10 protein-coding genes and 1 tRNA gene are annotated in these 14,349 nt (G+C 55.8%); 5 read left to right on the top strand and 6 right to left on the bottom strand.

Annotation, left to right across the window (positions count from 1 at the left end; translation table 11 throughout):
* Positions 1-241 precede the first annotated feature (241 nt).
* Positions 242-2,008, top strand: coding sequence for an AMP-binding protein (locus DL88_RS10425; protein ID WP_034995627.1), 1,767 nt, complete (start codon positions 242-244; stop codon positions 2,006-2,008).
* Between the two features lie 511 nt (positions 2,009-2,519).
* Here DL88_RS10425 and DL88_RS10420 read toward each other — a convergent pair.
* Together DL88_RS10420 and DL88_RS10415 are read right to left on the bottom strand one after the other, a co-directional pair.
* A complete protein-coding gene (locus DL88_RS10420) occupies positions 2,520-3,212 on the bottom strand; it encodes a response regulator transcription factor (RefSeq protein WP_034995623.1) in 693 nt (230 codons plus the stop codon).
* A 549-nt stretch (positions 3,213-3,761) separates the two neighbouring features.
* On the bottom strand, positions 3,762-4,121 hold the full coding sequence (locus DL88_RS10415) for a hypothetical protein (RefSeq protein WP_156971042.1): 360 nt from the start codon (positions 4,119-4,121) through the stop codon (positions 3,762-3,764).
* Between the two features lie 43 nt (positions 4,122-4,164).
* On the opposite strand from DL88_RS10415, the gene DL88_RS10410 reads away from it, so the two are divergent.
* The 4 genes from DL88_RS10410 to DL88_RS10395 all read left to right on the top strand — a co-directional run bounded on the left by DL88_RS10410 (position 4,165) and on the right by DL88_RS10395 (position 9,586).
* The gene (locus DL88_RS10410) at positions 4,165-5,463 is read left to right on the top strand and encodes a c-type cytochrome (RefSeq protein WP_034995746.1); all 1,299 of its coding nucleotides are present in this window, start codon (positions 4,165-4,167) and stop codon (positions 5,461-5,463) included.
* A 115-nt stretch (positions 5,464-5,578) separates the two neighbouring features.
* Complete coding sequence (locus DL88_RS10405) at positions 5,579-6,052, top strand: (2Fe-2S)-binding protein (RefSeq protein ID WP_034995618.1); 474 nt, start codon at positions 5,579-5,581, stop codon at positions 6,050-6,052.
* Positions 6,045-8,387, top strand: a complete 2,343-nt coding sequence (locus DL88_RS10400) for a xanthine dehydrogenase family protein molybdopterin-binding subunit (RefSeq protein ID WP_034995616.1) — start codon at positions 6,045-6,047, stop codon at positions 8,385-8,387. The genes DL88_RS10405 and DL88_RS10400 overlap by 8 nt, the downstream gene beginning before the upstream one ends.
* Before the next feature lie 668 nt (positions 8,388-9,055).
* Positions 9,056-9,586 carry a Dps family protein gene (locus DL88_RS10395; protein WP_210165299.1) on the top strand — a complete coding sequence of 177 codons (531 nt, stop codon included), beginning with the start codon at positions 9,056-9,058 and terminating at the stop codon, positions 9,584-9,586.
* A 309-nt stretch (positions 9,587-9,895) separates the two neighbouring features.
* Here the strand turns inward: DL88_RS10395 and DL88_RS10390 are convergent, their stop codons facing one another.
* The 4 genes from DL88_RS10390 to DL88_RS10375 all read right to left on the bottom strand — a co-directional run bounded on the left by DL88_RS10390 (position 9,896) and on the right by DL88_RS10375 (position 14,285).
* The gene (locus DL88_RS10390; protein WP_034995610.1) at positions 9,896-11,503 is read right to left on the bottom strand and encodes a glycoside hydrolase family protein; all 1,608 of its coding nucleotides are present in this window, start codon (positions 11,501-11,503) and stop codon (positions 9,896-9,898) included.
* A gap of 1,166 nt (positions 11,504-12,669) precedes the next feature.
* Positions 12,670-12,747, bottom strand: a tRNA-Pro gene (locus DL88_RS10385).
* Between the two features lie 311 nt (positions 12,748-13,058).
* Positions 13,059-13,634: a MerR family transcriptional regulator gene (locus tag DL88_RS19895; protein WP_034995606.1), complete on the bottom strand. Its 576-nt coding sequence runs from the start codon at positions 13,632-13,634 to the stop codon at positions 13,059-13,061.
* 273 nt (positions 13,635-13,907) lie between these two features.
* Positions 13,908-14,285: an integration host factor subunit alpha gene (locus tag DL88_RS10375; RefSeq protein WP_051955864.1), complete on the bottom strand. Its 378-nt coding sequence runs from the start codon at positions 14,283-14,285 to the stop codon at positions 13,908-13,910.
* Positions 14,286-14,349 lie beyond the last annotated feature (64 nt).

The raw sequence follows: 14,349 nt of genomic DNA, 5'->3' as shown, positions 1-14,349 counted from the left end.
TCGCGCAATGTTTCTGCGCCAGATCAGTATGCGCGGGAAAGCGATTGTCGATGAATGGAGGCAGGGTGTCCTGCCTCCATGAGGGCGGAGGGGGGCCGCCTCCGCCGGCTTTGCTTGAAAAATCCGTAGAATTGCAGTGAGTTGGCTCATTGGCCCTTAAATAAAAGATGGTTTCCTGAAGGCAATGGACCGGATCGCCTGATTGTGCCGAGACGGTCGCGACGAACTTCAGGAGAATGACATGAGCGCCATGCGTTCGGTCTCCGCAAAGCGGCAGGAGTTGTCGGCGTCGACATCCGCCGTGATTGCGCAGGACTTCGCCATAGACGAAGAAACATCGCCGGTTTCGACGCCTCGAGAATCGTCCGGTGCCGCAAACGGGGAGCGTATACAGGACATCGTGGCGGCACATGCCCGGAGAGATCCGGGCCGTGTCGCAATGAATCACGGTCCCTTTTCGCTGACCTATGGTGTGTTGAATGCGGCAGCGAACCGGCTTGCGCGCTATCTTATTTCAACGGGGCTGAGGCCGGAAACACCTGTCGGCCTTTGTCTCAGCGGCGGATTTGTCGGCATGATCGGCACGCTGGCCGTGCTCAAAGCCGGGGGTGCTTGCGTGCCTCTGGATCGGCGCATGGGATCTGCATGGATCGCCGACTTTCTTGCTCATGCGGGGATCGATCTGGTGATGATGGAGGATCGTGAGGATCTGCCGCTGTTTCGGCAATCACCACGGTTGACCTTGCTCGATTACACGGCGCTGACCGAGGTGGCGCATACGGAATCCGACGAGGATGTCGAACTCGCCTGGGATAATGATTCGCTTGCGGCGATTGTCCCTGTTTCGCAAATCTTCGGTCCGCGTGGTATCGAGTGGACGCATCATACTTTGAGCCGGGCGGCGGTGCTTGGTGAAGCAGTCGGTCTCTCCCCGGAGAAAACCGTGCTGCAGATGGAGGCGGCTTCCCATGAGACCACTTTCTTCGAGACGCTGGGCATCCTCGCGGCTGGCGCGAGACTGGTCTATTACGGGGCGGCCTGGCCGGATACGGCGGAGATCGTCAATCGGATCCGCGAGGAAGACGTCGACACACTCTTTCTGACGCCTTCTCTCTGCGAATGGCTCGTCGATGAAGCCCCCTCGCTATTCACGCCTCTGGAGCGGGTGGTCATTACGGAACAGATCCTGTCGCCGGAGCCGGTTTCCAGATTGCATCTGCGGGAATGTCTGCATCATTTCCCAAGTGGTGACATTCTCCTTCTCTATAGTCCTCTCGAGGCGCCAGCCGTCATGGTGACCCGGCTCGATCAAGGCATTGACGATGTTGAAGCACAAACACCGGAAATCCTCCCCGGAGCACGGCTGCTGATGCTCGATTCCCGCCAGTCTCCCTGTCCGGATGGTGTTGTTGGCGAAATCCATATTGGCGGCTCTGCCATTGCGCGGGCCTATCGGCGTGATGCCATGCTGACGCAGCATTTCTTCGTTCCTCAGCGGGACAGTGCGGGACGAGCCGAGGAGCGGGTGCTTAGGACTGGTGATTTCGCGCGCCGTATGCCGGGCGGCAATCTTGAACGCCTCGGCCGACGGGATACACGCCGAAATCTCCGCGGGCGCAGAGTCGAACTGACTGCTGTGGAGACCATTCTGCAATCTCAGGCGGGCGTCGCTGATGTCTTGTGTGATTATCGGCGGAATCGGGAATATGGCGAGGTTCTGATCGCCTGGATCGTGGAGAAAAATCCGGGAGCCGTGAATGAGAAGCGGCTTCTTGCGGAATTGCGGCGGCTTTTGCCTTCCTTCATGGTTCCCGACCTCATTCACAAGATGACTACCGTTCCGCTTTTACCGGATGGCATGCCTGACAGAATGGCCCTGGCCAAAATGCCCATGTTTCCACGCAAGAAGAAACAAACAAAACCGGCAGCCTCGGCGATGAAATGGTTGTTCTCCGCGATGCATCAGCTTTCTCACCGAAACGGATGCGGCAAGGACTTGCCTTTTTGACATCGCCTTTCCGTAAAGCGGATTCATTTTGCTGCGCGCTTTTATCAAACCGAAAAGTGGATCCCACTTTTCGGAGCCATCGGATGCGTTTTCAAAACAATAAGCATCCTTCATGAGCTCGATCGGTTGAGTAATGTGCCAGACTTTCGCGAATATTTCCATCGCGCTCGCTATGAACAGCAAGATCCGTTGCAACAATTCCGGATCGCGCCGTGATTCTCCGCAATTTGTAAATGATCACGCGCTCATTCGGACAGTAGCGATCTCGCCTATCTTTGCCGGCAAAGCTCCATGATGATTAAAAGGTGACCCCATGTGGGATTTGCGGCAGTTTGTGTCTCACGACTTTTTCTGCGTCGATATTGGATCACGAGCATGAATGACATGCTGTGATACGATGCAAGTGTTGTGAGGATTGATATCATGCAACAGAGTGCAGTTCTATTTCTGCGGACGTTATCCGAGGCGTTGAACCTTTGTGAACCTTCATTGCTGGTGCAGAGGTCTTGGTTCAAGCATGTGTGTCATTGAAACAATAGCCAAGATAACGGACTGAATTAATCGGATCGTAACCGAGTTGCCGGCGAAGTTTTTTGCGTAATTTGCTGATATGGCTTTCGACAACATTTTCCTCAATGTTTTCGTCGAAAATGCCGTAGATTGAATTGAAGATCTGGGTCTTGCTGACACGCCTTCCACGATTGTTGACGAGATATTCGAGAATTCTGCGTTCGCGGCGCGGTAATTGAAGTGATGCGCCGCGCACTTCCGGATCGCGGCCGTCGAAAAAGACGCGCAGATCGCCGATGAGTGTCGATTCCCGGCGTTCTTCTTCCTTGCGTTCTTCCTGGCGGCGTTTGATGGCGCTGACACGTGCCAGGATTTCCCGCACATGGACCGGTTTACGGACCACATCATCTGCCCCGGCCGCGAAAAGGCTCAATGTCTGTTCGAGAGAGGCCGTATCGTTCAAGGCAATGAGAGGTGCGGGCGAACGTTCGCGGATGATTTTCGGAAAACCCTGACGCTCCTGACAATCGCCCAGCAGAAACGCTTCCACTGCAAAAAGATCCGTATCGGCGGCGCTTTGGACCCATTCGCCGAATTCTGCCGGATTGAATCCGGTGGACGAAATGCCTTCGCTCGCGAAACGGGAAACATATCCTGAGGTTACGATTTCCCGTTCATCAATGATCACCAGCATCAGAGCCTCCGAATCGCCATTCGATGAGGCATAATAACAATTTTAGGTTGTAATACAACCTTAAGTTAATAATTTGGTTGTATCAATTTTCCGGGCTCTGTTGGTTGCTTTTAAGTATTTGAGTAAAAATATTATTATTGAGATCTTTGGGTGTCAGGCAAAGGTCGGCCTTCCGTAATTTTTGCCGGTCATGGCGCTTATACAACCGCGGCCGCGCCCTTTCTTAAGATGCCTGCTACCAACGCGTGTGTCCTGATTCTCGCGTCGCTTTTCATGGGACCCATGAAGCAGGGCTGGAGCCGAGGAGTGAATAATTCAGGCTTTTTTTGACCATCGTGGTCCGGTCGGCGCTGACTCGGTGCCTGGTCAACGGGCGCTCGAGCGTTTTCCGAGAATCTTGAATCGCTTCGTGATGCCATTGTTTTGAAAAAGGCGCCTATTTTTGATCGGGGCGTTTCTGGATATATCCGAGGCGCCTTCGTAGAAAGGCTCGCCCCGTCCTGAACGGATCGTGATTACAGAATGCCGCTACTCCTCAGCAGCTTGGCATTAAAGTCGCTTCTCAGCGCGCTCTCCAGACAGCTCGCGAAAGAACTTGGAAAGACCTGTTTTCCTTCCGTCCAGAAAAGAATAAGATAAGTTCCAAAAAATAACGCCGGATTCTTCGGGTTGAGAACCATCGGGAATGATCATTCTGTCATTCTCGCCGTGGTCCGCCGAGAATGACAGAAGCGTTGCCAAGCCGAGTTCTTCTATTCCCTCAGGAATACTGCTTTGTGGTCTTTTCGCCGCAATGAACTTCGGAAAGGAAGCAAAATCAACCATGGGGAAATGCCCGGGAGCCTGGAGAAGCGCCGCTTTTCCGGGCTGAAACGTCAGTGGGAAATTCCGTTTTCCGGCTCTTTTCACGCGCCGGTCCGAACGCGAATTTCACGGGATAAAGGACAGGTTGTTGTTCAAGCGTCTCCTCATTGGGGCCATCGTCCTCATGGTCCTCGGATTCGGCGGATTTCTCGCTTTCGCCTGGCGACCCGAGATCGCAGCGAGCCAGCCGCCCGCACCCTCAAGTTTCGATCCGGCGCTTGTTGCGCGCGGTGAAATTTTGGCAGGCGCTGGTTACTGCTCCGAATGCCATACACCGAAAGGTGGCAGGCCTTATTCAGGCAGCCGGCCGATGGTCACCGATTTCGGGACGATTTACGCCACGAATATCACGCCGGATCCTGAGACCGGTATCGGCAAATGGTCGGAAGAGGCATTCCGCCGCGCGCTCTGGACCGGCGTAAGACGAGACGGTGCGCATCTTCTGCCGGCATTCCCCTTTGATCATCTGACCAAGCTCAGCACCGAGGACGTCGCCGCGCTTTATGCCTATTTCATGACGCGCGAGCCGGTGCATTCCGTAACGCCTGAAAATACCATTCCTTTCCCTTTGAATATCCGGCTCTTCCAGGCCGGTTGGAAACTGCTGTTCTTCACGCCCGGACGCTTCGAACCGCGTGCCGATAAGAGCGCCGAATGGAATCGCGGTGCTTATCTTGCGGAGGGCATCAGCCATTGCGGCGCCTGTCATACGCCGCGCAACCTGCTCGGTGCCGAAAAGGCCTCGGCGACTTATGGCGGTGCCTTTATCGACAATTGGGTCGCGCCGCCGCTCGATAAAAGCAATCCCTCGCCGGTTCCCTGGAGCCGGGATGAGCTCTATACCTATCTGCGGACTGGCATCAGCCGCTATCACGGTTCGGCTTCCGGTCCCATGGCGCCGGTGGTGCACGCGGGCCTGAACGTCGTCTCTGATGCCGACGTGCGGGCGATCGCCACTTATTTCGCCGATGTTGACGAATCCGCGCCACGCGCCGCGGAGGAAAAAGCCGCGATCGACCATGCGCTCGCGGCGGATAAACGCGGTGTCGGTCCGGATAACGATCCCGCTGCCAAGCTTTATACGGCGGCTTGCGCCTCCTGCCATTACAACGGCGGAGAGATCAATGTGCTGCGCCCCGACCTTGCGCTCAACAGTGCGGTCAATCTCGAGGATCCGACCAATCTCATCCGCATCATCCTGTTTGGTATCGATGCCAAAGAGGGTGCGCCGGACATTGTGATGCCGGCTTTCGCCCATGGCTTCTCGGATGAGGATGTCGCCCAGATCGCCGCTTATCTGCGGGCGACCCGAACCGATCATCCGCCGTGGCAGGGCCTCGTGGAGAAGGTCGCCGCGATCCGCGCTCAGGGCAAGACGGAAGAATGATGCAACACTTTCGGCGGCTGGCTGTTCGCACGCCATATCGGCCGGCAAAGTCCCCGCAGGCGGAAGCCGTGCGGTGTGCAGGATGCCAGGCAACAGGTTTCAGGAAAACAGGATCATGACCAGTTTCACGATCAACGACCGTAGCGTCACGGTGGATGTGGAAGAGGATACACCGCTTCTCTGGGTCATCCGCGATGAAATCGGCCTCACCGGCACCAAATTCGGTTGCGGGATCGGCATGTGCGGTGTCTGCACGGTCCATGTCGGCGGAAGGCCGACGCGATCCTGCATCACGCCTGTGCGTGCCGTCGAGGGGGCGAAGATCACCACGATCGAAGGCCTGGCCGCGACGGCCGCGCATGCGGTGCAGAAGGCCTGGATCGATTTGCAGGTGCCGCAATGCGGCTATTGCCAGCCCGGCCAGATCATGCAGGCCGCCGCGCTGATCCGTGATTTTCCCTCGCCAACCGATGAGGATATCGACGCGGTGATGAGTGGTAATCTCTGCCGCTGCATGACCTATGTCCGCATCCGTGCCGCGATCAAACAGGCGGCCGCCGCGCTGCGGGGAGAAGTGACCAATGGCTAGTCTGCATCGTCTCCAGAAAGCCGCCCGCGAAGCCGCGGGTTCGGCTCTTTCACGGCGCGGTTTCCTTGCCGGCATGGTCGGGACGAGCGCCGCTTTCGGCTTTTCGCGTATGGCCGATGCAGCGATGGATCCGGCGACGGCCAATGGCGTGCCGCCGAAACCGGTTGGTGCTCTCTATGAGCCTTCGCTGTGGTATTCGATCGACAGCGCCGGTAATGTCACAGTCAATATCATCCGCGCCGAAATGGGCCAGCATGTCGGCACCGCGCTCGCGCGCATCCTTGCTGACGAACTCGAGACCGATTGGAACAAGGTCAATATCGTTCATGTCGATACGGATCAGAAATGGGGTCTGATGGTGACCGGCGGCAGCTGGTCCGTTTCGCAGACGTGGACGCTGTTCAGCCAGGCCGGTGCGGCCGGGCGCATCGCCCTCATCGAGGCTGGAGCCAAGCTTCTTGATGCCGATCCACAATCCTGCATCGCCCGGCATGGGCAGGTGGTGGCTGGTGAAAAATCCATCACCTTTGGCGAGATCATCGGCAAAAAGGCGGTGACCCGTCATTTCAGCCCGGAAGAAATCGACAAACTGCCGCTCAAGCCCGTCGCCGAACGGCGTCTCGTCGGCAAGCCTGTCACGGCGCTCGACGTTCCGACCAAGACCAACGGCGAGGCGCTCTACGGTATCGACGCCCATGTGGCGGGCATGCTGCATGCCCGGCCCAAAATTCCACCGACCCGCTATGGGTCCAAGGTCGTTTCCGTCGACGACAGCGCTGCGCGTAAGATCAAGGGCTATCTGCGGTCGCTCGTCATCGAGGATCCCTCGAACACGGTCCCCGGCTGGGTCATGGTGATCGGGGATTCGACCTTTGCGGCGATGCGTGCCGCCGATCTCGTCAAGGTCACCTGGGAGGCTGGCCCGACGGCCAATGTTTCCGAAAAGGATGTGCAGGATCATGCCTCGGCACTGATCGATAAACCCGAGGGCGGTGTGCTTCTCGATGTCGGCGGTCCCAAGGGCAGGGATGTCGCCAAGGCCGCTTTCGCGGCTGCGGATTTCGTCCTTGAACAGACCTATACGACTGCCACGGTGCTGCATTTCCAGCTCGAGCCGATGAACGCTTTGGCTTTCGAGAAGGACGGCATTTTTGAAATCCATACCGGCAATCAATGGCAGAGCCTGATCCTGCCGGTTCTCGCCAAGGCGCTGGACCGGCCGCAGGAAAGCATCGTTCTGCGTTCCTACATGCTCGGCGGCGGCTTCGGCCGCCGGCTCAACGGCGACTATATCGTTCCTGCGGCGCTCGCCGCCAAGGCGCTCGGCCGCCCGGTCAAGCTCTTGCTGACCCGCCATGATGATGTTCTGTTCGATTCCGTCCGGTCGTCGTCGGTGCAGAAGATCCGCATGGCCTTCGATTCCGGCAACAAGATCATTGGTATGGAACATCACGCCGCGGCGGGCTGGCCGACGGAGGTCATGGCTCCGGCCTTTATGCCGAAGGGGCAGGATGACAAGCCGTTCGACCCCTTCGCTATTGCCGGCGCGGACCATTGGTATGATGTCGGTCCGCAGCTGGTGCGGGCCATTTCCAACGATCTCGCCAATGCGACCTTCCGGCCCGGCTGGCTGCGGTCCGTTGGTCCCGGCTGGATCAATTGGGCGCTCGAAAGCTTCATGGATGAAGCCGCATTCCACGCGAAGATGGATCCGGTCGCGCTTCGCCTGAAACTGCTCAGCGGCAAGGGACAGAACGAGAATGCCGGGCAGGCGCCCAAGGCTGTGGGCGGTGCCCTGCGGCAGGCTGAAGTTCTGCGGCGGGTTGCGCAGCGTGCTGGCTGGGGCTCACCACTTCCTCCCGATACCGGTCTCGGCATTGCGACAACGTTCGGACAGGAACGTGAAATGCCCACCTGGATCGCCTGTGCCGCGCGCGTGCATGTCGATCGCACAACCGGCAAGGTACGGGTCGAAAAACTGACGATCATCACCGATGCGGGCACGATCGTTGATCCCGACGGAGCCAAGGCCCAGACGGAAGGCGGTGCTTTGTGGGGGCTGAGCATGGCCCTGAACGAAGGCACCGAATTCGAAAAGGGTCAGGTTCGCGATACCAATCTCGACAGCTACACGCCGCTACGGATCGATGAGACGCCGGAACTCGACGTCAGCTTCGTGGACAGCGCGGAATTTCCAGTGGGCCTTGGTGAGCCTGCGACAACCGTCGTCGCACCGGCAATCGGCAATGCCATTTTTGCCGCTGTAGGGGTCAGGTTGCGTCACCTGCCAATCACGCCGCAAGCCGTGCTTGCCGGACTTAAGGCCGTGGGATAATCGGCTGATAAACCATCCGAATTGCCCGGGGCCGGGAAGCCGCGCTGCTTTCCGGCCCCGAGCAGGTAGGAGACTGGATTCCATTCTGGAATGCATCGGGCGCCATTGCCACGTAAGAATGTATCAGAGATCAATCAGATCGAAGGCGCGCGTGAGAGGCGCGTCACTCTCGCGCGTCACAAAGCGAGCCGAGGGTCGAAGTGGACCGAAATTCGCCCTTGCGCCCTTGCGAAGCAATAATCCCGCACAACCTTCGTCCGCTAGCGCGCTGTTGTTGTGGCAGAGCAGGGGCGCGACTTTTCTCCATCATTGACCGGATCGGCTATTCATGGCGTCAGAGCAGGGTGTTTTGAGCCTTCACGATCCGTTGATGCCATTATGCAGCGCCAAATGCCGTTTTCCGGGAACCACGGATCGGCTCCGGCGTTTTTTGCACACCAGAACCGGGTGACGCAGGAGCGGCCTTCTCTGGCTTCGTCCCGGTGCAACCCGCCTTCCGCGCAGCCGTCATGCCCGCTTCAATGAAATGATCTCTATTCCTTTCTCTCCGAATCCGATCGGAGGATTGGCCGGCTGGCTGTTATCGAAATCTGGTGAGCCCTTTCGCGGCCGCAAACCATAGAAGACTCTCCTCTGACGCCCGATCTCTTTTGATGGAGCAGAATTTCATGTCCAAATCTGCCAATGACACCCATGTTGAAGAATATCTGGCGACCCCGACGGACCTCAAATCGACTGGCGTGCGTGACGTTGCGGCGGGTTTGCGGCGTCTGCTTGCAGATACATTCGCACTTTACCTCAAGACGAAAAATTTCCATTGGCATGTCAGTGGCCGTCATTTCCGCGACTACCATCTGCTGCTTGATGAACAGGCGACCGAGATTTTTGCGATGACCGATCCGATAGCGGAGCGCGCGCGTAAGATCGGCGCGACGACGATTCATTCGATCGGTGAAATTGCGCGGGAACAGAAGATTCTCGACAATGATGCGGAATATGTGGACCCTGAGGATATGCTCGCTGAATTGCGCGACGACAATCAGCAATTGACGGCCTATCTGCGCGCGCTACACGGTGTTTGTGATGAAGCCAAGGATGTGGCAACCGCGAGTCTGATCGAAAACTGGATCGATGAAACCGAGCGCCGGACCTGGTTCCTGTATGAGATCACGCGCCGGGCTTTGGGTTCCAACAATTGATCAATCGCTCTTATACAAAGTTTCGTTGATCGCATCTCCTTGTGATCAACGAGCTCCAGTGCGTAGCCGCCTCCTCTTGGCCGCGAGGCCAAGGTGCGATGAATTAAGCTTTTCACAACGTGGCGATATTTGACGCCTGAGACGCTCGCTTTATTTACAATACTATGGATCGCGACAGGTCGTGATCCATGCACTGAAGCGGGTCATCAATTTTTTGAGTCGTGAATTTTTAATGGGGGAGCGTCTATCCAACTCCCCTATCGATGAACATTTGGCCGTTTATGGCCTCTGTCGTTCAGCAAGCGACAATTATTGGAACGTGTTCCCGTTCTGCGTATAGAGCGACGCATAATCAGTGGCATAAGTCGAGTCTGATCCGCATTGGTATGTATTATTTGTCCCGTAATCGGGATTGAGGATGCGGATCTTACTGTTGCCACCTGTCGCCGTCAGGTTGAAAGTATTGTTGCTCGTATCCTTGGTACGGAGTGCGACATTGGGTTTAATTCCTGTGCCGATCTCGTTATAGATGGCAGTGAAGCTACCACCCTTGCCGACATAATTGACCCAGGGACTGCCATCATAGGGATAGCAGGTCCGCTGCAGATAGAGATCCTCGACCACCATGTTCACATTCTTCTCAGCGCTCGACAATTGTCCGAGCTGGAGAAGGGTGATGTCATTATCGGCCGTGCTCAGAAGCCTGAAATTCTTGAAAGTGACATTGGTGTTGATCGCATCATTGACATTGACGGCCATGACGACACCATAGCCATAATTGCTGAGCCCGGTATCATTTGTCCAGCGATTGCCGGTCATGGTGACATTATCAAGCGCGCAGAAATTCAGGAGGCCGATCTGCCGCGAAGAGGTGCAATTGTTGATGGTCGAACTGATGAGACCCTTGAACGAGAATGTATGTCCGGAAGGGCCCCCCCAGGTAGTGCCATAGACATCATAAGTCGGGTTGATGATGGCCTTGTCGACGAGACCATCAATCGTCAGGCTGGAGGGAAAATAATTATTCGAAAGCGGCCCCTGATATAAAGCATGGCCCTGGCCGTTGCCGGCAGGGATTTGCGTACCATTGATCTTATAGGAGGGATGGCCACTGGCGTTGCCCGCCCTGCCAAAGGTACAGCCGGTGATTTTCGCCTCGATGCCTCGTGTGCCAATGCCTTGAGAGAAATCGTCGAAATTGACATTGGTGACCCAGATGTCATGTGATCGCGACACGAGATCGGACTGGCCCTGCAGGAAAATGCCGTAGGAGAGTTCGTTCCAATAATTGAGGCCGCGGATACTGATATCGGAAATGCGTACCGTATCCGTACCGCAGCAGGCGATTGCGGCGCACCATTCATAGAAATTGATAACGGCTCCGTAGCCAAATCTATAGGCGGGGCCGCTCTGAGGCCGGGTATTGGCGCGATGCCAGTCGAAAAAGGTCCCGGCATAGACAATCGTGCCTTCTCCCTCGATCGTTACCTCGCGCGTATTGATCGCGGCGATGAAGGGATTGCCCCATCCGTCGAAGACCAGCGTCGCGCCTTTCTCGAGCTGGAGGACCATGCCTTTGAAGGCGAGCAGGGTCTGGGCGGGTGTCGCGCCCGCGCGCACGTAGTGGACGCCAGATGGGACCACGATCGTGGTGCCTCTGACTTTCTGCGCTTCGTCAAAGGCGGCCTGGAACGCGGCGCGATTATCCGTTGCATTGGCGCAGGCCGTGAGCAGTTTCGCCGAGTCCTCCGGCCGCAGGGAGGAGACGGAATCGATGGGGAAATCCTGCACGCTGTTGACGGTCACTTGCGTGGCGCCGATCGCCGGCTTGCAGATGAGACCGGCTGTGAGTGCCCCGGCACCCGAGAGAAACGAGCGGCGGCTCAGCGTTAGAGATGCGGGCAGGATGAGGGGCATGGAAACTCCTTGCGGATAGTCTTGCAGGAAGCCGAGTGATGGGGCTGTGATCGGCGCATGTCTCTTTGAAGAGAATCGCGGCGCGATTCAAAAGACCCTGGATGCTCATGTTATCGAGTCGATCTGCTCGGATATTTCCGAACATGCTGTAGAATAAGGCGACTATTTCTGCTTTGAATTATTCAAACAGAAAATAGTGACGGCACACGTAAGCGTCTTATTATGTGTGCTTTATACTTCTATGATTTTGAATGTTTTCTAATGATGGTGAATTGCTTTGCTTTTCCAGAGATTGAAAAAGACTTTTGTTTTTGGAAGGAGGATTTCCGGATATATCCGCAACACTCCGGAGCATCGATGACTCGAATGGCCTCGTCTTCGATGCTCTTTTCTTTAAAAATACATCAAATCTGAAAGGGATGCCCGCTTTTGAATTTGATGTTCTTGCGTGATAGGCAAGAATCATATTGCGACATAGCATTAAGTTAATTTATTATTTTTCGCAATCATCTTGGGCCAAGAAAAGGCTAATTCCCGTAGACGGGGCGAAAAATCGCGCGCTTCGCGATGTTTATCTTGGCTGCTGAGAATATCCCACACGGGCATATCGTCGCCGGATGCGACATGCACAGATTAAAAATATACGAAATAACATATACTTAATGGAAGCGTTAAAGGAGCATGTCCCTCTTTCCTTGCGCGGATCTTCTTTTGCAAGGATCTTATTATTCTTTGCTTTGCGAATTTACAGAATAGACATAGGCGGAGGCCGATTTTTCCTCGGGATTGATCATATGTCTTGAATGTCCCGACCCATCGTGATTCTGGCCCCGTGAGACTTTCGAGAAATCGGGTGCTATGACCTCCGCCGTGCCAATCGAAATTAATGGGCAGGGTGGAAGCTGTCTCGATGAAGCGGGGATGGGTGGGAAAGAACTGTCCGGAGAGCATCATTGATTTGACGCGAATCTTTGTGCGCTTCAGACGTTTGAAAGGTCCGCTGAGGCCGAGCGGAGACATTCAACCATGGTTCAGGGACAGGCTCACGGGAATAAGCTCAGAGCTTGCTGCCCGAGATTCCCGCTCCTTTCGCGGGTCAAACGCGTGTCGATGGCCAGCAACGGCTTTCGCTAACCGGGAAGTCAAAGACTTATCAAAGAGAGAAATGGTCGGAGTGGCGGGATTCGAACCCACGACCCCTAGTCCCCCAGACTAGTGCGCTAACCGGGCTGCGCTACACTCCGACTATGGACCTTATAATGAAAGGCTTGTGCCGACGCAATGCGTTATACGAAGTCTTGATGAATCATATTGATCGAGACTTGCCCGACGGCTGCGCGGCGGTGGCTTCCAGCCGGATTGCGTTGATACCAACCGATTGGAGTCAACGAGCTATGGCAATCACGATCGAAGGGTGCAGACCTGATTTGCGCCGTACTGCTTCGGGATACGCCGGAGATTGGCTTCAGGTAGGGGATAAACGGCCGGAGAAAGCCGACAGAATCGCTTCACGCATTTTTCGTGTCGCTTTTACGCTTGAACGGTGCGCTCCCACTCACAGGGCTTGCTTTGCGAGGGCATGGGTCAGAATCTTCGTGCAGGCTCGGATTTCATCGAGGAGCGCGCGCAGGGCAATATTGTCCATTGCGGGAGCGGGAGGGCTGCTGCAGCTCGTGCTGAATTCACTCTCTTGGATGATCGAAACAACGGCTAGATCACTCGCGGCTGCAAGAGCTTGCAATGGTTGTGAAGTATCCGGTTCATCCTTTTCCAGCTCTTCCGCCGGGATGGCCTTGCCATTTTCTTCGGAAGGGATGGCAGGAATTTCTGGATCGACCGAAGTCATCATCTCGGACGGAAGCGCTTTCAAGGCTTGGAGAGAACCGCGCGCGCCTTTTTCCTGCAGCAGGCGCTGGACACCCTTGATCGTATAGCCCTGATCATAAAGGAAGGTGCGGATGGCTTGCAGCAGTTCGATATCCGCTGGCCGATAATAACGGCGGCCACCGCCGCGTTTCAGGGGTTTGACCTGCGGAAAACGTGTTTCCCAAAAGCGCAGCACATGCGGAGGAAGATCGAGTTCTTCCGCGGCTTCACTGATGGTCCGAAAGGCGTCTTCCTTTTTCTCCATTCCCGGCTCGAATCATCTCCTTGGCTTTGGAGTCGGAGGTTCGTTTTGCCTCCTCTGTCGGGCCAAAGGCCCTGCACCCTATGCAATCGAGGCTCTATCCCAATCTTTCCTGCCCAATCTTTCCTGATTGCAGTCGCAGGATCGGCAAACCCCACAGAGCTCCGGCCCCTGATTGCGGAGCCAAACTCGAATTCCATCCCCTATTACAACTTTATCGCAGTCCAAATGGCCCCAATCTCTTTGACATCGGGTCCATTGTCATTGGCGTCAATGCTATTCTTCTTCCTCGGCTACGGTCTGGCCATTGACTCTCGCCTTGAGAACATTCGAAGGCTTGAAGACAAGAACCCGCCGTTGCGTGATTGGCACCTCGATACCCGTCTTCGGATTGCGGCCAATCCGTTCTGCTTTCGAGCGAATGATGAAGGAGCCAAACGACGAAAGTTTGACGGTCTCTCCCTTGACAAGCGTATCTGAGAGTTCACTCAGCACCATTTGCACAAGCGCGGCGGATTCCTTCCGCGAAAGGCCGACGCTGCGGTAGACCGCTTCGGCGAGGTTCACGCGGGTCAGAGTCTGGCTTTCCACCGTGCTATTCTCCTTGGGGGAGGAAGCCGATATTTCAGCCTCGGAACTTGCTGATTTTACCATTCCTGCAATCTCGACTTAAAAAAAATTGGCTTCCAAAATAATTATGAAGAAAACAGGCTTAGTA

It is taken from the genome of Beijerinckia mobilis (assembly GCF_000745425.1).
In the GTDB taxonomy this organism is placed as follows: domain Bacteria; phylum Pseudomonadota; class Alphaproteobacteria; order Rhizobiales; family Beijerinckiaceae; genus Beijerinckia; species Beijerinckia mobilis.
This window is presented reverse-complemented; position numbering and strand designations above follow the sequence as displayed.